This is a genomic window from Nocardioides bigeumensis (assembly GCF_039531755.1).
GTDB classification, from domain to species: domain Bacteria; phylum Actinomycetota; class Actinomycetes; order Propionibacteriales; family Nocardioidaceae; genus Nocardioides; species Nocardioides bigeumensis.
Genome location: NZ_BAAAQQ010000003.1, coordinates 86,162 through 105,926, shown reverse-complemented (window position 1 = coordinate 105,926; position 19,765 = coordinate 86,162). Strand labels below are relative to the sequence as shown.

The 19,765-nt window shown below is 72.5% G+C and carries 20 protein-coding genes; 15 read left to right on the top strand and 5 right to left on the bottom strand.

Features of this window, described 5'->3' with window-relative positions; genetic code table 11:
- Positions 1-695, top strand: a 695-nt coding sequence (locus ABD295_RS06285) for an HNH endonuclease signature motif containing protein (protein WP_344302817.1), incomplete at its 5' end; no start/stop codon positions are given.
- Between the two features lie 54 nt (positions 696-749).
- Here the strand turns inward: ABD295_RS06285 and ABD295_RS06280 are convergent.
- Positions 750-1,670, bottom strand: coding sequence for a homocysteine S-methyltransferase family protein (locus ABD295_RS06280; protein WP_344302816.1), 921 nt, complete (start codon positions 1,668-1,670; stop codon positions 750-752).
- A 243-nt stretch (positions 1,671-1,913) separates the two neighbouring features.
- Here ABD295_RS06280 and rplM point away from each other — a divergent pair, with 243 nt between their 5' ends.
- From rplM to ABD295_RS06260, 4 genes are read left to right on the top strand one after another with little or no spacing between them, the layout of a single operon-like run.
- On the top strand, positions 1,914-2,357 hold the full coding sequence (gene rplM, locus ABD295_RS06275; protein WP_344302815.1) for a 50S ribosomal protein L13: 444 nt from the start codon (positions 1,914-1,916) through the stop codon (positions 2,355-2,357).
- Between the two features lie 20 nt (positions 2,358-2,377).
- Entirely contained in the window at positions 2,378-2,887 is a 510-nt protein-coding gene (rpsI, locus tag ABD295_RS06270; protein ID WP_344302814.1) for a 30S ribosomal protein S9, read from the top strand.
- Positions 2,888-2,909: 22 nt separating this feature from the next.
- Positions 2,910-4,280, top strand: a complete 1,371-nt coding sequence (gene glmM, locus ABD295_RS06265) for a phosphoglucosamine mutase (protein WP_344302813.1) — start codon at positions 2,910-2,912, stop codon at positions 4,278-4,280.
- 24 nt (positions 4,281-4,304) lie between these two features.
- Positions 4,305-5,306 (top strand): GNAT family N-acetyltransferase, encoded by a 1,002-nt coding sequence (locus ABD295_RS06260; protein ID WP_344302812.1) that lies wholly within the window; start codon positions 4,305-4,307, stop codon positions 5,304-5,306.
- Between the two features lie 12 nt (positions 5,307-5,318).
- Here ABD295_RS06260 and coaA read toward each other — a convergent pair whose 3' ends face one another.
- A complete protein-coding gene (gene coaA / locus ABD295_RS06255; protein WP_344302811.1) occupies positions 5,319-6,302 on the bottom strand; it encodes a type I pantothenate kinase in 984 nt (327 codons plus the stop codon).
- A gap of 74 nt (positions 6,303-6,376) precedes the next feature.
- Between coaA and glmS the strand changes: the two genes are divergently transcribed.
- Genes glmS through ABD295_RS06210 form a run of 9 tightly spaced genes read left to right on the top strand, consistent with a single transcriptional unit; the run spans position 6,377 to position 15,076 of the window.
- Complete coding sequence (gene glmS, locus ABD295_RS06250; protein ID WP_344302810.1) at positions 6,377-8,221, top strand: glutamine--fructose-6-phosphate transaminase (isomerizing); 1,845 nt, start codon at positions 6,377-6,379, stop codon at positions 8,219-8,221.
- Positions 8,222-8,242: 21 nt separating this feature from the next.
- Entirely contained in the window at positions 8,243-8,596 is a 354-nt protein-coding gene (locus ABD295_RS06245; RefSeq protein ID WP_344302809.1) for a holo-ACP synthase, read from the top strand.
- 34 nt (positions 8,597-8,630) lie between these two features.
- Entirely contained in the window at positions 8,631-10,013 is a 1,383-nt protein-coding gene (locus ABD295_RS06240) for an NAD(P)H-hydrate dehydratase (RefSeq protein ID WP_344302808.1), read from the top strand.
- A 35-nt stretch (positions 10,014-10,048) separates the two neighbouring features.
- Positions 10,049-11,176, top strand: coding sequence for an alanine racemase (gene alr / locus ABD295_RS06235; RefSeq protein WP_344302807.1), 1,128 nt, complete (start codon positions 10,049-10,051; stop codon positions 11,174-11,176).
- Entirely contained in the window at positions 11,173-12,267 is a 1,095-nt protein-coding gene (locus tag ABD295_RS06230; RefSeq protein WP_344302806.1) for an alpha/beta fold hydrolase, read from the top strand. The genes alr and ABD295_RS06230 overlap by 4 nt, the downstream gene beginning before the upstream one ends.
- Positions 12,264-13,175 carry a tRNA (adenosine(37)-N6)-threonylcarbamoyltransferase complex ATPase subunit type 1 TsaE gene (gene tsaE / locus ABD295_RS06225; RefSeq protein WP_344302805.1) on the top strand — a complete coding sequence of 304 codons (912 nt, stop codon included), beginning with the start codon at positions 12,264-12,266 and terminating at the stop codon, positions 13,173-13,175. The genes ABD295_RS06230 and tsaE overlap by 4 nt, the downstream gene beginning before the upstream one ends.
- A gap of 4 nt (positions 13,176-13,179) precedes the next feature.
- Complete coding sequence (locus ABD295_RS06220) at positions 13,180-13,965, top strand: metallophosphoesterase (RefSeq protein WP_344302804.1); 786 nt, start codon at positions 13,180-13,182, stop codon at positions 13,963-13,965.
- Positions 13,962-14,603, top strand: coding sequence for a tRNA (adenosine(37)-N6)-threonylcarbamoyltransferase complex dimerization subunit type 1 TsaB (gene tsaB / locus ABD295_RS06215; RefSeq protein WP_344302803.1), 642 nt, complete (start codon positions 13,962-13,964; stop codon positions 14,601-14,603). Before ABD295_RS06220 ends, tsaB begins: the two co-directional genes overlap by 4 nt.
- Positions 14,600-15,076, top strand: coding sequence for a GNAT family N-acetyltransferase (locus ABD295_RS06210; RefSeq protein ID WP_344302802.1), 477 nt, complete (start codon positions 14,600-14,602; stop codon positions 15,074-15,076). Before tsaB ends, ABD295_RS06210 begins: the two co-directional genes overlap by 4 nt.
- 32 nt (positions 15,077-15,108) lie before the next feature.
- Here ABD295_RS06210 and ABD295_RS06205 read toward each other — a convergent pair whose 3' ends face one another.
- On the bottom strand, positions 15,109-16,686 hold the full coding sequence (locus ABD295_RS06205) for an HAD family acid phosphatase (protein WP_344302801.1): 1,578 nt from the start codon (positions 16,684-16,686) through the stop codon (positions 15,109-15,111).
- Positions 16,687-16,808: 122 nt separating this feature from the next.
- On the opposite strand from ABD295_RS06205, the gene tsaD reads away from it, so the two are divergent.
- Positions 16,809-17,855 carry a tRNA (adenosine(37)-N6)-threonylcarbamoyltransferase complex transferase subunit TsaD gene (gene tsaD, locus ABD295_RS06200; RefSeq protein WP_344302800.1) on the top strand — a complete coding sequence of 349 codons (1,047 nt, stop codon included), beginning with the start codon at positions 16,809-16,811 and terminating at the stop codon, positions 17,853-17,855.
- On the opposite strand, the gene ABD295_RS06195 is transcribed toward tsaD, so the two are convergent.
- Positions 17,852-19,153 (bottom strand): hypothetical protein, encoded by a 1,302-nt coding sequence (locus tag ABD295_RS06195; RefSeq protein ID WP_344302799.1) that lies wholly within the window; start codon positions 19,151-19,153, stop codon positions 17,852-17,854. The genes tsaD and ABD295_RS06195 overlap by 4 nt on opposite strands.
- Positions 19,150-19,737 carry a SigE family RNA polymerase sigma factor gene (locus ABD295_RS06190; RefSeq protein ID WP_344302798.1) on the bottom strand — a complete coding sequence of 196 codons (588 nt, stop codon included), beginning with the start codon at positions 19,735-19,737 and terminating at the stop codon, positions 19,150-19,152. The genes ABD295_RS06195 and ABD295_RS06190 overlap by 4 nt, the downstream gene beginning before the upstream one ends.
- Positions 19,738-19,765 lie beyond the last annotated feature (28 nt).

Below are 19,765 nucleotides of genomic sequence, written 5' to 3'. Positions count from 1 at the left end.
TCGGGGTGCTCGCCGACCCCGCCCACGCCGCCGCGCTGCTCGCCGCCGGCACCCAGACACCCGCCGCCCAGACACCCGCCGCGGAGACGCCCGGCGAGGAGACGCCCGGGGCGGGGTCGCCCGGCGCGGAGACGCCTGGGGCGGGGTCGGGGAGGGCCGCGAGGCGGTCACGGCGGGGTGTGCACCTGTTCGTCCATGTCACCGAGCAGTCCCTGCACGGTGCGCTCGGGGGTGAGGTCGCCCGGGTCGAGACCACCACCGGTGGCGCGGGCCGCCCGGTGTTGGCCCAACAGGTCGCCAACTGGTGCGGGCGGCCCGAGACGGAGGTGAGGGTCACCAAGGTCATCGACCTCAACCAGCCCGTGAGCGTCGACCGGTACGAAGTCGGCGCCCGGATGGCCCTGCGGGTCGCCCTGCGCGAACCCACCTGCGTGTTCCCCTGGTGCTCCCGACCAGCCCGACAGTGCGACAAGGACCACTGCACGCCCTACGCCGAGGGCGGCGAGACGTGCGATCACAACCTCGCCCCCCTGTGCCGGCGACATCACCGGCTCAAGACCCACACCGCCTGGACCTACGAACGCCTGCCCCTCGACATCGGCTGGCGCTGGACCGACCCCCACGGCCTGACCTACCTCCGCGACCACCACGGCACCAGACGGTCGTCGCTCAAAGCCAGGCCGAGGGCCGCCTGAGAGCGTCGTGCAGGGCCGATGCGCGCTGACGTCGCGCCGCGAGCGGTCGGCGTCTCAGCGCAGCCAGGCGTCAGCGATCGCGGTGACGTGGCGCTCGTCGGTGCCGCAGCAGCCGCCGAGCACCTGGACCCCGGGGAGTCGGGTGCGCAGGTCTCGGTGCAGCGCGCCCAGCTCCGACGGGTCGCCGTCGTCAAGGTCCTCGGACGCGTCGAGCTCGGCGTGACTCATCCGCGACGCATTCGCGCGCAGCCCGCCGATCCGCTCGCGCCACGGGCCCTCGGCGTCCAGAGCCCGCGCGAAGTGGGTGGGGTGCGCGCAGTTGACCATGAAGTACGCCGGCGACGAGCCGGTCGCCGCGTCGACCTGCTCGACCGCCTCGTGCAGGGTCTGCCCGGTCGGCAGTCGCCCGTCTGTCTCGACGGTGAACGAGATGACCGCCGGCACGCCCGCGGCCGCGGCTGCCAACGCCACGCCCACCCCCTCCTCGACGTAGTTCATCGTGATCGCGCTGACGAGGTCCACGCCGTCGCGGGCGAGCACCGCCACCTGCGCCGCGTGGTAGTCGGCTGCCTCCTCGGGCGACATGGCGTCGTCGACGACGTACCCGTCACCGCGGGGGCCGACGACTCCGTCGACCACCGCAGGGAGTCCGTCGAGCCCGGCGGCGACCTCGCGGGCCAGGTCGACGGCGCGCCCGTTGAGCTCCGCGAGGGCCCACGTGGAGTAGCCGAGCGTCGACGCCCAGTCGGGATTGGCCCGCCAGGTCGCGGTGTCGACGACCATGCCCAGCGAGCGCTCTCGGGCAAGCGCGACGTATGGCGCGAAGTAGCGGGCCAGCTCGTCGTGACCGTCGGGTCCGCACAGCAGCTCGAAGGCCGCGAACTCCCGCAGCTCGAGCCCCTGCTTGTGGATGAGCGAGGTCTCCAGCCCGCCGTCGGTGACGTACAGTCGGTCGGGCTCCAGCGGGAACACCATCGTCCGAGGCTCGCAGCGTCAGACGCGCGAAACCACGTGGTCTGGACCGCGCGGATTGGCGCTCCACACCTGAGTCGCCGTACCCTTGCGAGTCGCGACTCCTGCCGCGCCCACGCCACGCTTCGTCAGGTGGAGGGTGCAGACCTGGATGAAGAGAAGCCAGGCAGTGTTCGTCAGAAGCCGCGGTTCCACCACTCGGCCGGCACCCCGGTCGGGATCCTACGAACGAGAAGGCATACGCCTGTGCGCACGTACAGCCCCAAGCCCGGTGACATCACCCGGGAGTGGCACGTGATCGACGCGTCCGACATCGTGCTCGGTCGCCTCGCGGTCACCGCCGCCAACCTGCTTCGCGGCAAGCACAAGCCGATCTACGCCCCGCACATGGACACCGGTGACTTCGTCATCGTCATCAATGCGGAGAAGGTCGCGCTGTCGGGCAGCAAGAAGACCACCAAGATGGTGTACCGCCACTCGGGTTACCCCGGCGGTCTCTCGGCCACGCCGATCGGTGAGCTGCTCGAGAAGGACGCCCGCAAGGCCATCGAGAACGCCGTCTGGGGCATGCTCCCCAAGAACCGCCTCGGTCGCCAGATCCTCAAGAAGCTCAAGGTCTACTCGGGTCCGACGCACCCGCACGTTGCCCAGCAGGCCACCCCGTTCGAGATCTCGCAGATCTCCCAGTAAGCGACGAAGGACTCATTCACGTGTCTGAGAACACCACCGAAACCGTCGAGGCCGACGAGACCTTCACCGCGGACGAGAGCGGCGTCGCCTACACCAGCGAGAGCGACGGCACCGCCGACTCCCCGTCCCGCCCGGCGACCATCGCCCCGGCCAACGCGACCGGCCGTCGCAAGGAGGCCGTCGCCCGCGTCCGCCTCGTGCCCGGCACCGGCCAGTGGCGGGTCAACGGCCGCACGCTCGACTCCTACTTCCCGAACAAGCTGCACCAGCAGGTCGTCAACGAGCCGTTCGTGGCGTTGCACCTCGAGGGCCGCTTCGACGTCATCGCCCGCATCCACGGCGGCGGCATCACCGGCCAGGCCGGCGCGTTGCGCCTCGGCGTGGCCCGGGCGCTCAACGAGATCGACACCGAGACCAACCGCGCGACGCTCAAGAAGGCCGGGCTGCTGACGCGCGACTCGCGCGTCATCGAGCGCAAGAAGGCCGGTCTGAAGAAGGCCCGGAAGGCTCCCCAGTACAGCAAGCGCTGATCGCCGAGTCTCCCACCACATCATGGCTCGACTCTTCGGCACCGACGGCGTCCGCGGCCTTGCCAACGACGACCTGACCGCCGAGCTGGCGCTCGAGCTCTCCGTGGCGGCCGCACACGTGCTGGCCGACCTCGGAGAGTTCGGCACGCCGCTCGGCGACGGTCCCGACGGCCACCGGCCGTTCGCCGTCGTCGGCCGCGACCCGCGGATCTCCGGGCAGTTCCTGGAGGCCGCGGTCGTGGCCGGACTGGCGTCCGCCGGTGTCGACGTCGTCCTGCTCGGCGTGCTGCCGACGCCCGGCGTCGCGTACCTCACCGACACCCTGGGCGCCGACCTCGGGGTGATGATCTCGGCCTCCCACAACGCGATGCCCGACAACGGCATCAAGTTCCTCGCCCGCGGCGGCCGCAAGCTCGACGACGCCATCGAGCTGGCCATCGAGCAGCGGCTGCACGAGCCCTGGCAGCGCCCGACCGGCGGCGCCGTCGGCACCGTGCGCACCCACCAGACCGCCGTGGCGGAGTACGCCGCCCACCTCGTGCGGTCGATCGACCACCCGCTCGCGGGTCTGCGCGTCGTCCTCGACTGCGCCGAGGGCGCGGCCTCGGTGGCCGGGCCGCAGGCGCTGGCCGACGCCGGTGCCGACGTGGTGGCGATCCACGCGTCACCCGACGGGACCAACATCAACGACGGATGCGGGTCGACCCACCTCGAGCCGCTCCGTCAGGCCGTGCTGCAGCACGACGCCCACGTCGGGTTCGCGTTCGACGGCGACGCCGACCGCTGCCTGGCCGTCGACGCCACCGGGGAGGTCGTCGACGGCGACCAGCTCCTGGCCGTGCTGGCGCTCGCCATGCGCGATCGTGGCCGGCTGGTCGAGGACACGGTCGTGGCGACGGTGATGAGCAACCTCGGCTTCGTGCAGGCGCTGGAGGGGGCCGGCATCCGCGTCCTCCAGACCAAGGTCGGTGACCGCTACGTGCTCGAGGAGATGGTCGAGTCCGGCTACACCCTCGGCGGCGAGCAGTCAGGGCACGTGATCATGAGCGACCACGCCACGACGGGCGACGGCATCCTCACCGCCCTGCACGTCCTGGAGCGGATGGTCACCACCGGGCAGAGCCTGGCGTCGCTGGCGGGCGTGATGACCCGCCTGCCGCAGGTGCTGGTCAACGTCCCCGGCGTCGACAAGGCCCGAGCCGACGACGACGAGGTGCTGGTGGCCGCGCTGGCCGTCGAGGAGGCCGAGCTGGCCGGGCGCGGCCGGATCCTGCTGCGCCCGTCGGGCACCGAGCCCCTGGTGCGCGTGATGGTCGAGGCGCCGACTGCCGACGAGGCCCGCGGTGTCGCCGACCGGCTCGCCAAGGTCGTCCGGGAGCGCCTCGCTCTCTGAGCCGGTGACGTAGGTTCGGGCACCGTGACGGTGGAGCTGCGGGTCGTGGACCCTTCCGACGAAGCGGTGCTGAGGGACTGGTGGGAGGTCGGCCACGCCGCCGAGGCCGAGCGGCCGCACAGCCCCTGGCCCAAATGGGCGCAGAGCCGGGTGGCGCTTCCGGCGCACAACCCGGAGCGCGAGCTGACGCTCGTGACGGCGTACGACGGGGGGTCCCCGGTCGGCGCCTCGATGTTCTCGCTGCCGACCAAGGACAACGACCACCTGGCCTTCGTCGAGCTGTGGGTGCTGCCGCAGCGGCGCCGCGAGGGGATCGCGACGCTGTTGTCGCGCGACCTCGATGCGCGCGCCGCTGCCGCCGGGCGCAGCACGCTGCTGGCCGAGGCCAAGGGCCTGCCCGGGACCGTCATCCCGGGTGAGAGGTTCGCGCTGGCCCAGGGCTACCAGGTGGCCAACGAGGAGCAGGAGAAGGACCTCGACCTCACCACCGCGCCCTCGACCTGGGCCCCGCTCGACGACGAGGTCGCCGAGCACGCCGCGGCGTACCGCATCGAGACCTTCGACACCGTCTATCCCGACCACCTGATCGACGGGATCGCCCGGCTGTTGAGCTCGTTCTACTCCCAGGTGCCGCTCGGTGAGACCGACCTGCGCGACTCGGAGTGGACCCCCGAGCGCCTGCGCGCCCACGAGGCCCGGCTGGTCGAGATCCGCCGCTCCGTCATCAGTGCCGTCGCGGTGTCGGACGACGGCGAGGTCGCCGCCTTCAGCGACATCAGGGTGAGTCATCTCGCCCCCGAGACGGCCGAGGTCGGCGTGACGATCGTCGCGCCCGAGCACCGGGGCCACCGGCTCGGGTACGCCGTCAAGCTGGCCGGACACCGGCGGGTGCTCGCCGACTTCCCCGACTGCGTCCGCGCGACGACCTGCAACGCCGACACCAACACCGCCATGAACCTCGTGAACGAGCGGATGGGCTACGTGCCGACCGAGCGCCTGCTCGAGCTGCAGAAGCGTCTCGACTGAGCTCGACGACCGTCAGACCTTCCTGAGCCGCACGTAGCGCACCGAGTGGTCAGCGTCCTTGCGCAGCACGAGGCTGGCGCGACCGCGGGTGGGCAGGATGTTCTCGGTCAGGTTGGGGCCGTTGATCGAGTCCCAGATCTGCTCGGCCTGAGCGACCGCCTCGTCGGTGCTGAGCCCGGCGTACTTCGCGAAGTACGACGCCGGGTCGCGGAACGCGGTCTCGCGCAGGCTCAGGAACCGGTCGACGTACCACTGCCGGATCGTGTCGGTGCGCGCGTCGACGTAGACGCTGAAGTCGAAGAAGTCGCTGATCGCCAGCCCGGGGCGTCCGTCACCGCGCACCCGCGCCGGCTGGAGGACGTTGAGACCCTCGATGATCACGATGTCGGGCTTCTTGACCACGACCCGCTCGTCGGGAACGACGTCGTAGACGAGGTGGGAGTAGATGGGGGCCTCGACCTCGTCCTTGCCGGACTTGATGTCGACCACGAACCTGGTCAGCGCCCGCCGATCGTAGGACTCGGGAAAACCCTTGCGCTGCATCAGTCCGCGGCGCTCGAGCTCGTCGTTGGGGAACAGGAAGCCGTCGGTGGTGACCAGCGCGACGTTCGGGTGCTCGGGCCAGTGAGCGAGCATCTGCTGGAGCACCCGCGCGGTCGTGGACTTGCCGACCGCGACCGACCCGGCGACGCCGATGACGAACGGGGTGCGCGGCGGGTGTCCGACGCCCAGGAACTCCTCCTGCTCGCGGTGCAGCCGGCCGGCCGCGCCGACGTACAGGCTCAGCAGGCGCGACAGGGGCAGGTAGACCTGACGGACCTCGTCGAGGTCGAGCTGGGTGCCGAGTCCCTGCAACCGCTCGATCTCGTCCTCGGTGAGCGGCGACTCCATGGTGCCGGCCAGGGCGGCCCAGGCCCTGCGGTCGAGCTCGACGTACGGCGACGCCTCGCGCTGTCCCTCGTCGCGGGCGCCGTCACGCGACGTCGGGTCCGGCATGCCCGGCATTGTTGCAGCCCGCGGTGCGCCTCCCCGGCCCTGGCCTGCTGCTCACCGCCGTAGACTCACCCCCTATGTGCGGCATCGTGGGTTACGTCGGCGACAAGCAGGCGCAGGGCGTGGTCATCGAGGGCCTGCGCCGGCTGGAGTACCGCGGCTACGACTCGGCCGGGATCGCCCTGATCGAGGCGGGCACCGTGCACTCCGACAAGCGCGCGGGCAAGCTCGCCAACCTGGAGAAGGCCATCGGCGAGCGGCCGCTCCCGGAGTCGACGACCGGCATCGGGCACACCCGCTGGGCCACCCACGGCGCCCCCAACGACCAGAACGCGCACCCCCACCTTGGACGCCGGGACCGGGTGGCGCTCGTGCACAACGGCATCATCGAGAACTACGCCACGCTGCGTGCCGAACTCGAGGCCGAGGGCCACGAGATGCGGTCCGAGACGGACACCGAGATCGCGGCGCACCTCCTCGAGCGTGAGCTCGACGCCGGCGGCGACCTGACCACCGCCATGCAGGCCGTCTGCCGGCGACTCGAGGGTGCCTTCACCCTCGTCGCCGTCGACGCGCAGGACCCCGACCGCGTGGTGGCGGCCCGCCGCAACTCGCCGCTGGTCGTCGGTCTCGGGCAGGGCGAGAACTTCCTCGGCTCCGACGTCGCCGCCTTCATCGAGCACACCCGCGACGCGCTGGAGCTCGGACAGGACCAGGTCGTCACGATCACCCGCGAGGGCGTCACCGTGACCGGCTTCGACGGCTCGCCGGCCGAGGGCAAGCCCTACCACGTCGACTGGGACCTCTCCGCCGCCGAGAAGGACGGCCACGACTGGTTCATGCGCAAGGAGATCTACGAGCAGCCGCAGGCTGTCGCGGACGCGCTCCTTGGCCGACGTACGCCGTCGGGCGCCCTGCAGCTCGACGAGATGCGGCTCTCCGAGCAGGAGCTCCGCGACGTCGACAAGATCATCGTGATCGCCTGCGGCACGGCCTTCTACGCAGGCCTCGTGGCCAAGTACGCCATCGAGCACTGGTGCCGCATCCCTGTCGAGGTCGAGCTCGCCCACGAGTTCCGCTACCGCGACCCGATCCTCACCGCCAACACGCTCGTCGTCGCGATCAGCCAGTCCGGCGAGACCGCCGACACCCTGCAGGCGATCCGGCACGCGCGGGTGCAGGGATCGCGGGTGCTCGCGATCTGCAACACCAACGGCTCGACGATCCCGCGTGAGTCGGACGCGGTGATCTACACCCACGCCGGCCCGGAGATCGGGGTCGCCTCGACCAAGGGCTTCATCACCCAGCTCGTCGCGAGCTACCTGCTGGGGCTCTACCTCGCCCAGGTGCGGGGCACGATGTTCGGCGACGAGATCACGGCGGTGGTCAACGACCTGGAGGAGATGCCGGCCCACCTGCAGACCCTGATCGACCGCAAGGACGAGATCTACGCGCTCGCCGCCGAGCTCAAGGACGCGCGCTCGGTGCTGTTCCTGGGCCGCCATGCCGGGTATCCCGTGGCCCTCGAGGGCGCTCTCAAGCTCAAGGAGCTCGCCTACATCCACGCCGAGGGCTTCGCGGCCGGTGAGCTCAAGCACGGCCCGATCGCCCTCATCGAGGAGGGGCTGCCCGTCTTCTGCGTCGTGCCCCCGCGCGGGCGCGACCAGCTCCACGACAAGATGATCAGCGCCATCCAGGAGATCCGCGCCCGCGGTGCCCGGACGCTGCTGCTCGTCGAGGAGGACGACCCCGCCGTCGCGTCGTACGCCGACTCGGTGATCCCGCTGCCCCGGGTGCCCGTCCTCCTGCAGCCGCTGGTCGCCGTGGTGCCGCTGCAGCTGTTCGCCTGCGAGCTGGCCTCCCTGCTCGGCCACGACGTCGACCAGCCCCGCAACCTCGCCAAGTCCGTCACCGTCGAGTAGCCGCGGCGACGGGGATCGGGCGTGGCCGTCATCGGCGTCGGCATCGACGTCGTGGAGATCGACCGGTTCGAGGCGTCGCTGGCGCGCACGCCCGGCCTGCGTGAGCGGCTGTTCACCGCCGCCGAGGCGGGTCGGCCGCCCGCCTCGCTCGCCGCTCGCTTCGCGGCCAAGGAGGCGGTCGCCAAGGCACTCGGCGCCCCCGTCGGCATGGCCTGGCACGACGCCGAGGTGGTCTCGGAGTTGTCGGGGCGACCCCTGCTGGAGCTGCGCGGCACGGTGCTGGCCCGCGCCGAAGCGCTCGGCGTGACCTCCGTGCACCTCTCGCTGTCGCACGACGCCGGGATCGCTTCCGCTGTGGTGGTGCTCGAGGGCTGACCGATCCGGTCGGAACCGCGTTAGCGTGGCGAGCATGCTGCGGGCGCACACCGTGGCCCAGGTCAGGGCCGCCGAGGACGCACTGATGCGCACGCTCCCCGAGGGCGCGCTGATGCAGCGGGCCGCGCACGGACTGGCGTACGCCGTCCTCGACTTCCTCGGCGGCGGGTACGGCGCCAAGGTGCTGCTGCAGGTCGGCGCGGGCAACAACGGCGGCGACGCGTTGTACGCCGGCGCGGTGCTGGCCCGGCGCGGCGTGGGTGTCGAGGCGGTGCTGCTGGCCCCGGAGCGGGCGCACGCAGAGGGGCTGGCGGCACTGGAGGCGGCGTACGGGCGGGTGGTCGACGTCGAGGACGCCCAGCGGCCCGACGTCGTCGTGGACGGGATCGTCGGCATCGGCGGCACCCCCGGGCTCCGGCCGGACGCGTTGGCTGCGCTGGAGCGGTTCAGCGAGGTCCCGGTGGTCGCGGTCGACCTGCCCTCCGGCGTCGACGCCGACACCGGGGAGCTGGCCGGGCCGCACGTCCAAGCGGCGATCACCGTCACCTTCGGCACCCACAAGGTCGCCCTCCTGGCCGACCCCGCGGCAGCGGCGGCCGGGGCCGTGCTGCTCGTCGACATCGGGCTCGAGCTGCCCGAGGCCGCCGTCGAGGCGCTCCAGTCCGAGGACGTGGCCGCGCTGCTGCCGGAGCCGGGCGGCGAGAGCCAGAAGTACTCCAGGGGTGTCGTCGGCGTCCGCACCGGCTCGGAGCGCTACCCCGGCGCCGCCGTGCTGTCCGTCGCCGGCGCCGGGTGCGGGCTCGCCGGGATGGTCCGCTACGACGGCGGCGCGACCGACCAGGTGCTGGCCGCGCACCCCGAGACGGTCTCCGGTGCCGGCCGCGTGCAGGCCTGGGTGGTCGGGTCGGGCGGCGGCGACCAGGCGTCCGACGCCCTCACCCGGTCGCTCGAGGACGGCGTCCCTGTCGTGGTCGACGCCGACGCGCTGACCGCGACGCCACGCCCGGTCGGACGGCACGCGATCCTCACCCCGCACGCCGGCGAGCTCGCCCGGATGCTGGAGGTCCCCCGCGAGGACGTCGAGGCCGCGCCGCTGCGGCACGCGCGCGAGGCGGCCGCGGCGTACGACGCGGTGGTGCTCCTCAAGGGACGACGCACCGTCGTCGCGCACCCGGACGGCCGGGCCAGGATCAACACCACGGGCGTCCCGTGGCTGGCCACTGCCGGTGCGGGAGACGTCCTCGCTGGCCTGGTCGGGGCGCTGGCCGCCGCCGGTCTCGAGCCCTTCGACGCCGCCTCGGCGGGCGCCTGGCTGCACGGCGCCGCAGCCACGCTCGCCTCGCACGGCGGGCCGCTCCGCGCGTCGGCTGTCGCCGCCGCGCTGCCGCAGGCCGTCCGGGGCCTGCGGACACCCTGACGGCGCGCCCGACACGGGCTGAGAGGATCGGACCCATGACCGCGCGGGCCGAGATCGTCGTCGACCTCGACGCGGTCCGCCACAACGTGCGCCTGCTGTCCGACCTGGTGGAGCCCGCCGGGCTGATGGTGGTGGTGAAGGCGGACGGCTACGGGCACGGGATGGTTCCCGTCGGCCGCGCGGCCCGCGAGGCAGGCGCCGACTGGCTCGGGGTCGCCACCCTGGACGAGGCGTTGGCGCTGCGTGCTGCCGGTGACGAGGGACGGCTCCTGTGCTGGCTCGCCGTCCCCGGAGAGAACTACGCCGCCGCGCTGGCCGGGGACGTCGACGTCACGGCGTACACCCTCGCCGAGCTCGACGAGATCGCTGCCGCCGTCACGGATCGAGCCGCGCGGGTCCAGCTCAAGGTCGACACGGGGCTCTCCCGCGGCGGCGCCACGGTCGCCGACTGGCCGGGGCTCGTCGCCCGCGCCCGCGAGCTCGAGGGGGCCGGCACGATCGCCGTGACCGGCATCTGGTCCCACATCGCCTGCAGCGACGATCCCGACCACCCCGCCAACGAGGCCCAGGAGGCCGTCTTCCGCGAGGCACTGGCCGTCGCCGAGGAGGCCGGGCTCGACCCCGAGGTCACCCACCTCGCCAACTCCGCGGGGGCGATCCTGCGGCCGAGCAGCCGCTTCGGCCTGGTCCGGTGCGGGCTGGCGGCGTACGGGCTCGACCCGGCCCCCGGCCAGCCCGACACCAGCGCGCTCGGCCTCCGCCCGGCGATGTCCGCACGGGCCACGCTGGCGCTCAGCAAGCCGATCCACGCCGGCGCCGGCGTCTCCTACGGCCACACGTGGGTCGCCGAGCACGACACCACTGTCGGGCTGGTCCCGGCGGGGTACGGCGACGGCGTGCCGCGTCACGCGAGCAACCGTGCCGAGGTCTGGATCAGCGGTCGGCGCCGCCCGCTCCGCGGTCGGGTCTGCATGGACCAGGTCGTCGTCGACCTCGACGGAGAGCTGCCCGCGCCGGGCACCGACGTGGTGCTCTTCGGCTCCGGCGACGACGGCGAGCCGACCGCCCAGGAGTGGGCCGAGGCCTGCGAGACGATCAGCTACGAGATCGTGACCCGGATCGGCGGACGCTTCGCGCACCGCTACGTCGGAGCGGCCCCATGAGTGCCCGCGGCAGGATCCTCGGCATCGCGGCCGGTGCCGCGGGCATCGCGGCCGCGGGGGTCGCGGCCAGGGTCGTGCGGCGCGGCCGGCAGATCCGGCACCGCGACGACGGCGACCACCTGCCGTTCGGGAGCCTGCGCGCCGACCCGATCACCGTCGTCGCCGACGACGGCGTCCCGTTGTACGCCGAGGTCGACGAGGTCGACGAGTCGCTCACGTCGACCGCCCGCGACCGGCGTCGCGACGAGCTGACCCCGACCGTGGTGTTCGTGCACGGCTACGCCCTCGACCTCGACTGCTGGCACTTCCAGCGCGCCGGCTACCGCGGCCAGGTGCGCACGATCTTCTTCGACCAGCGCTCCCACGGACGGTCGGGCAGGTCGCCGGACGACCACGCGACCATCGAGCAGCTCGGCAGCGACCTCGAGCGGGTGCTCGACGACCTCACCGGCGACGAGCCCGTGGTCCTGGTCGGCCACTCGATGGGCGGCATGACGGTGATGTCGCTGGCCGAGCGACGGCCGGACCTCTTCGGCACCAAGGTCGTCGGCGCCGCGCTGATCGCCACCACCGCGGGGGGCCTGGACCCCGGGCGGATCCTCTTCCCGCTGCTCCCGGCCGGCATCGGTCCCGGCATCGTCACCCGTGTGGTCAGCACCCTCTCGCGCGGCTCGGGGATGGTGGACCGGGTCCGTGCGGTGGGCCGTGACGTGGCCAGGGTCGTCGTCGACACCTACGCCTTCGGCAGCGCCGTGCCCGCGTCGTACGTCGACTTCACCTACGACATGCTCGACAAGACCCCTTTCAGCGTGGTCGCAGACTTCTTCCCGGCGTTCGCGAGCCTCGACCACTGGACCCACCTCGAGCCGTTCGAGCGGGTGCCCACCTCGATCATCTGCGGGACCAAGGACAAGATCACCGGCGTCCACCACAGCCGCAAGCTGCACGAGTCGATCGCGGGCTCGGAGCTCCTGCAGTGCCGCGACGCGGGCCACATGGTGGTGCTGGAGAGCCACCGGGAGGTCAACGCCGAGCTCGACGACCTGCTCGAGCGCGCGGTCGAACGGCTGGCCCAGGAACAGGTCCAGTGATCGAGGTGGCGCGGGTCGGGGCCGAGGCCGCCGCCGACGTCCATGCGGTGGTGCGCGCCGCCTTCGTCGCCCGGCCCGCCCTCGACCCGCCCGCCGACGCGCTTGCCGAGACCGAGACGTCCCTGGCGGAGGCGCTGGCCCGGCACGGCGGGTTGCTCGCCCTGCACGAGGCCGAGCCGGCCGGGGCGCTGGTCCTGGACCCGCAGGGAGACACGCTGTTCCTGCGCCGCGTCGGCGTGGTGCCCTACGCCCAGCACACCGGCGTCGCCGCGGCGCTGGTGGCGGCCGCCCTCGACGAGGCGGTCGGCTTCCGGAGGGTCGCGGTGCTCGCGCGGGAGGAGCTGCCCGGCACCGTGCGGTTCTGGCGCCACGAGGGGTTCACCGAGACCGAGCACGAGGCTCCGTACGTCCGCCTGGAGCGACCGGCCCCGACGCGCCACGAGGCTCCGGACGCGGAGGCGATGCGCGCGCTGGGGGAGCGGCTGGCGGGCGACCTGCGCGCGGGCGACCTGGTGGTGCTCTCCGGCGGTCTCGGGGCAGGCAAGACCACGCTCACCCGGGGCCTCGGCGAGGGATTGCAGGTCCGCGGCGGCGTCACGTCGCCGACCTTCGTCATCGCGCGCGTCCACCCCTCACTGGTCGATGGCCCCGCGCTCGTCCACGTCGATGCCTACCGGCTCGGCGGCATCCACGAGCTCGACGACCTCGACCTCGACGCCTCTCTGGACGAGGCCGTGACGGTCGTGGAGTGGGGAGCTGGGGTGGCCGAGGGGTTGGCCGACTCGCGGCTGGAGATCCGGATCCGCAGGGCCGAGGGCAGCGACCCGACCGGCGAGGACGAGCTGGATCCGCGCACCGTCCTCGTCGCACCCGTGGGCCCCCGCTGGCTCGACCCGCTGGGAGACTGAGGCCGTGCTCACCATCGCGCACCTGACCGACACTCACTTCGGCAACCGGCCGGGCGTCGCCGACCGCAACCGACGTGTGGCCGAGTCGGTCGCGCGCATCGCGCCCGACGTCGTGGTCGTGACCGGCGACGTCGCGGACCACGGCCGCGCGGAGGAGTACGCCGAGGCACTCGACGTCTACGCCGACCTGCCCGCGCCGGTCCTGTGGGGCACCGGCAACCACGACGTCCGCGAACCCTTCGCCGAGGCCTTCTTCGGGCTGCCCACGGGCGAGCCGCTCAACGCGGCGTACGACGTGGCGGGCGACGTGGCGGGCGGCGTGGCGGGCGACGTGGCCGGCGTGCGCTTCCTCATGCTCGACTCGCTCGTGCCCGCGCCGCCGGGGGAGCGGATCGACCACGGCGAGCTGGCGCAGCCGACCCTCGACTGGCTCGACGCCGAGCTTGCCTCGTCGCTGCTCCCGACCTTCGTCTGCTGGCACCACCCCCCGCGCCCGGTCGGGGTGCCGTGGATGGACTCGATCCTGCTGCGCGACCCCGACGCCCTCGAGCGGGTGCTCGCCGCGCACAGCCACGTCGTCGCCAGCCTGGTCGGCCACGTGCACATGGCCGTGTCCACCACGTTCGCCGGCCGGCCGCTCCTCGTCGGCGGCGGGGTGTCCTCGACCATCCCGCTCGAGGGGGAGGACCTCCCGAGGATCTGGCTGGACGCGCCGCCGACGTACGCGATCCACCTGCTCGACGTGCACGACGGGAACCGCGTCCTGACCACCCACTGGCGGGCCTTGTGACGGTTCTGCTGACCCTCGACACCGCGACCCCGCTCGTCACCGTGGCGCTGCACGACGGCGAGGACGTCGTCGCGGAGGCGAGTGCCGACGTGCCGATGCGCCACGGCGAGCAGCTCGCGCCGCTGATCGAGCGCGTGCTGGCCGACGCGGGCGTCGTGCGCCAGGACCTCACGGCGATCGGGGTCGGCGTCGGTCCCGGCCCCTTCACCGGCTTGCGGGTCGGGCTGGTGACGGCGCGCACCCTGGCGTTCGTCCTCGAGATCCCCGTGTACGGCGTGTGCTCGCTCGACGTGCTGGCCGTCGAGGCCGTCGACACCGGGCAGGTGGCGGGCGACTTCGTGGTGGCCACCGACGCCCGGCGCAAGGAGGTCTACCTCGCGTCGTACGACGACGCCGGTCGGCGCGTGGGCGGGCCCGCCGTGGTCCGCCCGGCCGACGCGGCGACCGAGCTGCCGGTCGCGGGGGAGGGGCCGCGGCTCTACCCCGATGCGTTCCCGCACTTGATCGCGCCGACCCGCCCGAGCGCCGGCTGGCTGGCCAGGGTGATCACCGACGAGCGAGCCGAGCTGCTCGACCCGGAACCCCTCTACTTGCGCCGGCCGGACGCCGACGAGCCCGCGGCTCGACCACGGGGATGAGGATCCGCCCGGCCCGGCTGGACGACGCGCTGAGCGTGTCCGAGCTCGAGCACCGCAACCTCGGTGGCGAGGCGTGGCCGTTCGGGTTCGTCGCCCAAGGGGTCGGTGGGGAGGTGCCGACGGCGCACTGGTTCGTCGCGGATGCGGACGGCCCGCTGGTCGGGCACGCGGTCGTGAGCGTGGCGGCCGAGATCGCCGAGCTGCAGCGGATCTCCGTCGACGCCGAGCACCGTCGTACCGGCCTGGCGACCCGGCTGCTCGCCACGATCGAGGACCTGGCTGTCGAGCTGGGTGCCGACCGCGTCCTGCTCGAGGTCCGCGAGGACAACGACGGCGCCCGCGCGTTCTACGCCGCGGCCGGCTATGCGGTGCTCGACCGGCGGCCTCGCTACTACGCCGACGGCACCGCCGCCGAGGTCATGATCAAGCATCTCTCGGAAGCTGATCGGACCTCGACGGCGGCGCCTGCGTAGCTACCAGCCTGGTGGGGAAGCGGTGCTGTTACTCAGGGCTGGTAGTACGTCGGGTTGGGCACCTGGAAGCGGTGCTCCGCGTGCCCGCCGAGCAGGTCGGCCGGCTGGTCGCCGACGTTCCAGAGGATGCGCAGCCGACGGGTCTGCTTGAGCTGCGCACGGGTCGCGGCCTTGTTGGTCGACGAGATCACGTTGTTCTTGGAGAAGACCCAGTTGAACCGCTTGTTGAGGTTCTTGCGGGTCTGGGCGAGCTCGTCGACGGGTCGCTCGGTGATCGCGATGACAGCGCAGCCGCCGCGCTTGGCCTTGCGGACCATCTTCGCCATCGTCGGGACGCTCTGGAACTTCTTCTTCTTGACCCAGGTCTTGCGCAGCGCGGCGTCACCGGCGAAGCCGCTGCCCGCGTCCTGCAGGTCGTAGGTCCAGAGCAGGGTGTCGTCGACGTCGAAGACGACCGCGGGGGTCTTGTGCCTGCCGCGCGGACGGTCCGCCTTCTTGCACTGCGTCTTGATCTTGGCCGCCTTGGCGCGAGTGGCGGTCCTCAGCTCCTTGACGAACGCCGACCTGCTGCGCCTCGCGATGCCGTCCTTGGCGTTGTAGTACGCCCGGATGGTGGCGATCGTCGAGTCGATGTTGGGGATGTTCTCCCCGCCGACGGTGGCCCCGCTGGACCCATCAGGCAGCATCGTGAACTGCGTCTTCGGCGCCAGCGCCGGCTCGGAGACCCCCGGCAGGTTTGGGCTGGGGAGGTAGTACGTCGGGTTCGGCAGCTTGAGCGTCTTGTCGGCGTACCCGCCCATCAGGTCGGACCACTGGTCGCCGACGTTGAGCACGATGTCGTAGCTCTTGCCGCCCGTGCCCGTCAGGTCGGTCTCGATGTGCTTGCGGGTGCCGGCCTTGTACTCGACCGTCGTGCACGCCGTGACGACCGCGCAGGTGACGTACGCCGGCTTGTCGGTGCCCGGCCACTTGGTGAAGAACCGCTCGGGCGCGAAGGCCGTGTAGCCCACCTTCGTGAGGTTGGCGAGGGTGGCGGTGCGCTGGCTGTCACCGCGGCCGGTGATGCCGAAGACCGCGAAGCCCTTGGCCGCGGCGGCGTTCGCGAACGCGACCATGCCGGGCGTCGCCGGGAAGCGCTGCTCCTGCACCCACGTGTTCTGCAGCGCGGGGTCGTAGTGGAACCCCATCGCGCCGTCCTCCATGTCGTAGTTCCAGAGGGTGGTGTCGTCGGTGTCGAGCACGATCGCAGGGATCTTGCCCGCTGCGGTGACGGTGGTGAAGGCCTGGTCGAGGTACGCCGCCTGAGCGTCCTGGATCGCCTTCATCTCGGTGATGTAGGGCGACGTCGTCTTGTCGGCGATGCCGTTGGTGGCGTTGTAGTAGGTGCGGACCGTCTTCTTGACGATGTCGAGGTTCGGGATCCGGTTGCCCTTGGTGGCCGTGCCGGACGAGCCGTCGGCCTTCATCGTGAACGACGTCTTCGGCGTGATCGCCGCGGAGTCGATGTCGGTCGCGCCGGTGCTGGGCGCTGCGCCGACGAGCGTGGCGCCGACGGCGAGGGCGGTGGCGGCGCCGAGCCCCGTCCTGAATGTCTGGGTGGGTGAACGCACGTGCTTCGTACCTTTCCGAGCGGGGGCGATGGACGGTAGTTCACCCCGTCCGACGTCCCCATCGGCCACTTTGTTCACACTGCTTTTCGCTGCCCATTCGGGAGTGAGGGAAGATGTGCGGCGTGACGGACGGCCCGCTGGTGCTCGGCATCGAGACCTCGTGCGACGAGACCGGTGTCGGCATCGTGCGCGGCCACACGCTCCTCGCCGACGCGGTCGCGAGCAGCGTCGAGGAGCACGCCCGCTTCGGCGGCGTGGTGCCCGAGGTGGCCTCGCGGGCGCACCTCGAGGCGATGGTGCCGACGCTGGAGCGGGCGGCCGAGACCGCCGGCGTACGCCTGCACGAGGTCGACGCCATCGCCGTGACGAGCGGTCCGGGGCTGGCCGGAGCGCTGCTCGTCGGCGTCGCTGCGGCCAAGGCGCTGGCGATCGGGCTCGGCAAGCCGCTGTACGGCGTCAACCACCTCGCCGCCCACGTGGCGGTCGACCAGCTGGAGCACGGGTCGCTGCCCGAGCCGTGCCTGGCCCTGCTCGTCTCGGGCGGCCACTCCTCGCTGCTGCAGGTCACGGACATCACCACGGGCGTGGACCCGATGGGCGCCACCATCGACGACGCAGCAGGCGAGGCCTTCGACAAGGTGGCCCGCCTGCTGGGCCTGCCCTTCCCGGGCGGACCGCACATCGACCGAGCGGCCCGCGACGGCGACGCGGCGTACGTCGCCTTCCCGCGCGGGCTGACCTCGGGCCGTGACATGGAGCGGCACCGCTTCGACTTCTCGTTCTCCGGGCTCAAGACCGCCGTCGCCCGCTGGGTCGAGGCCCGCGAGCGGGCCGGCGAGCCCGTGCCGGTGGCCGACGTGGCCGCGGCATTCCAGGAGGCGGTCAGCGACGTGCTGGTGCGCAAGGCGCTCGACGCGGCGGCCACCGCTGGGATCGACGACCTGCTGATCGGCGGTGGCGTCGCCGCCAACAGCCGGCTGCGCGCCATGGCGGTCGAGCGCGCCGAGCGGGTCGGCGTCCGGGTCCGCGTGCCCCGCCCGGGACTGTGCACCGACAACGGCGCGATGGTCGCCGCCCTGGGCGCTGAGCTGGTCGCTCGCGGGCGTACGCCGTCCTCGCTCGACCTGCCCGCCGACTCGTCGCAGCCGGTGACGCAGGTCGTCGCCTAGCTGATCTGCTGCAGCAGGAGCGGCGGCGGAGAGGTGGACGGGTCCGCGTCGCCGGCGACCGGCGCCACGGCGTACTCCATCGAGCCGTCGGTGCCGAGCCGCACGATCGACCAGTCGACTCCGGACCTGACGACGAGCAGCACGTGCGAGTCGTCCTCCCACGCCCACTGGTAGGCGAAGGTCTGGTGCTTCTCGTCGGCGCGCAGGTCGACGAGCGGTGTGCCGGTCGTCGAGTCGAGGAGGGTGACGACGCCCTCACCGCCGTCCCCGTCACCGACGCTGCCCACGCCCAGGACGGTTGCTCCGGTCGGGGAGAAGTCCACGAGCCTGTTGTCGCAGGTCTCCCAGACGACCGGCTGCCCGTCGTCGCTCTTCTTGACGACCGAGCACGTGGTCATGTCGTCACGACGCTCGACGATGCCGGCGAGGCGCCCCGAGGTCCAGGCGGTGAGCTCGTCGATGTCGTCGGCGACGAGATCGGTGATGCCGTGGGAGGAGGTCAGGCGCGCCGTGCTCTCCAGGCCCTTGGTGTTCACGTAGACCGTGCAGCCGCCGGGGCTCGTGCGTCCCTCCTGGCAGTCCTCGGTGGTCACTGCGACCGCGTCGAAGTACTCGCCGGCACCGACGGACGGGAGCTCGAAGAGCTCGCCGCCGTTGTGGAAGCCGTTGACGGTTCCCTCGGGGGTAGCCCACGCCACGACTTCACCCAGCGGGGAGGTGGCCAGACCGCCGGAGGCGTCGTGCACGACCTGCGTGGACACCCCGTCGGCCGGGACGTACTGCGCATACTGGCCGCCCTGGTCGTCACGGGTCATCACCACCCAGCCGTCGGCCATCGGAGCGAAGTCGGTCGTCCCCGCGGGCAGCGCGTCGGGGACGACGGTGCCGTCGAAGCGGTGCACGTCGCGGCCGTCGGCCCAGTCGATCTTGGGGTCGTCGCCCTTCTCGAGGGCGCTCAGGTCGAACGGCTGCGTCTGCGCCTCCTCGGGCGGGCTGCTCGTCGTGGGGTCGCTGGCCTCCGTCCGGGTCGGGTCGGGGGCCTGCGTCGCGACGGGCGGCCGGTCGGGCGTCGAGTCGAGCCCCCGGGTGGCCACCAGGGCGGTCGGCACGACCACGGCGACCGCGGCGGCCACGGCTGCAGCGGCGGCGATGCGCCGGTGGCGGCGTACGACGCGTGCCTTGGCCTGGACCTCGCCGAGCCCCAGCGGGCTGGCCTGCAGCGGATCGACCTGTCCGTGGAGCGCACGGTTGAGGGCACGCTCGTCGTCGTTGAACGGGTTGTTCGGGATCGGGCTCATCGGGGTCGCTCCTCTCCGGAGTCGGTGCTGTCGTAGGGGTTGAGAGACTGGGGGGCGCGCTCGCGCAGGGCGGCCAGGGCGCGGCTGGCCTGGGACTTCACGGTGCCGACGGAGATGCCGAGCACGTCGGCGGTCTCCGCCTCGCTGAGCTCCTCGTAGTAGCGGAGCACCACCACCGCCTTCTGCTTCGGCGGGAGCGACTGGACGAACGACCACAGCGCGTCGTTGTGCCCGCTGTCCGGCCCCTCCCCACCTGCCCGGTCGGGGACCGCCTCGACGGCCACCTCGCGGCGCTTGAAGGCCCGCCGCCACAGCGAGTTGTTCTCGTTGACGAGGATCCGGCGCACGTAGCCGTCGATCGCCTCGCGGTCGCGCACCCGCCCCCAGGAGAGGTAGAGCTTCGCCAGCGCCGTCTGGAGCAGGTCCTCGGCGTCGGCACGGTTGCCCGTCAGCGCGTACGCCGTCCGCAGCAGCGCAGGCTGACGCGCGGCGAGGTACTCCGCGAAGTCGGCGTCGTGGGACTCGCGGGACCCGACTCCTGTGCTCAGGACCGGTGCTCCCGTTCGTGTGGCGATGGCGTGCACTGGATTCTTCCCTCCTCTCGCCACCAAG

What these genes read in the sequence shown, in the direction of transcription:
- ABD295_RS06195 (WP_344302799.1), bottom strand. Translation starts at nt 19,153, where the DNA reads ATGAGCCCGATCCCGAACAACCCGTTCAACGACGACGAGCGTGCCCTC.
- ABD295_RS06230 (WP_344302806.1), top strand. Translation starts at nt 11,173, where the DNA reads ATGAGTGCCCGCGGCAGGATCCTCGGCATCGCGGCCGGTGCCGCGGGC.
- alr (WP_344302807.1), top strand. Translation starts at nt 10,049, where the DNA reads ATGACCGCGCGGGCCGAGATCGTCGTCGACCTCGACGCGGTCCGCCAC.
- glmM (WP_344302813.1), top strand. Translation starts at nt 2,910, where the DNA reads ATGGCTCGACTCTTCGGCACCGACGGCGTCCGCGGCCTTGCCAACGAC.
- ABD295_RS06240 (WP_344302808.1), top strand. Translation starts at nt 8,631, where the DNA reads ATGCTGCGGGCGCACACCGTGGCCCAGGTCAGGGCCGCCGAGGACGCA.
- coaA (WP_344302811.1), bottom strand. Translation starts at nt 6,302, where the DNA reads ATGCCGGACCCGACGTCGCGTGACGGCGCCCGCGACGAGGGACAGCGC.
- glmS (WP_344302810.1), top strand. Translation starts at nt 6,377, where the DNA reads ATGTGCGGCATCGTGGGTTACGTCGGCGACAAGCAGGCGCAGGGCGTG.
- ABD295_RS06280 (WP_344302816.1), bottom strand. Translation starts at nt 1,670, where the DNA reads ATGGTGTTCCCGCTGGAGCCCGACCGACTGTACGTCACCGACGGCGGG.
- ABD295_RS06210 (WP_344302802.1), top strand. Translation starts at nt 14,600, where the DNA reads ATGAGGATCCGCCCGGCCCGGCTGGACGACGCGCTGAGCGTGTCCGAG.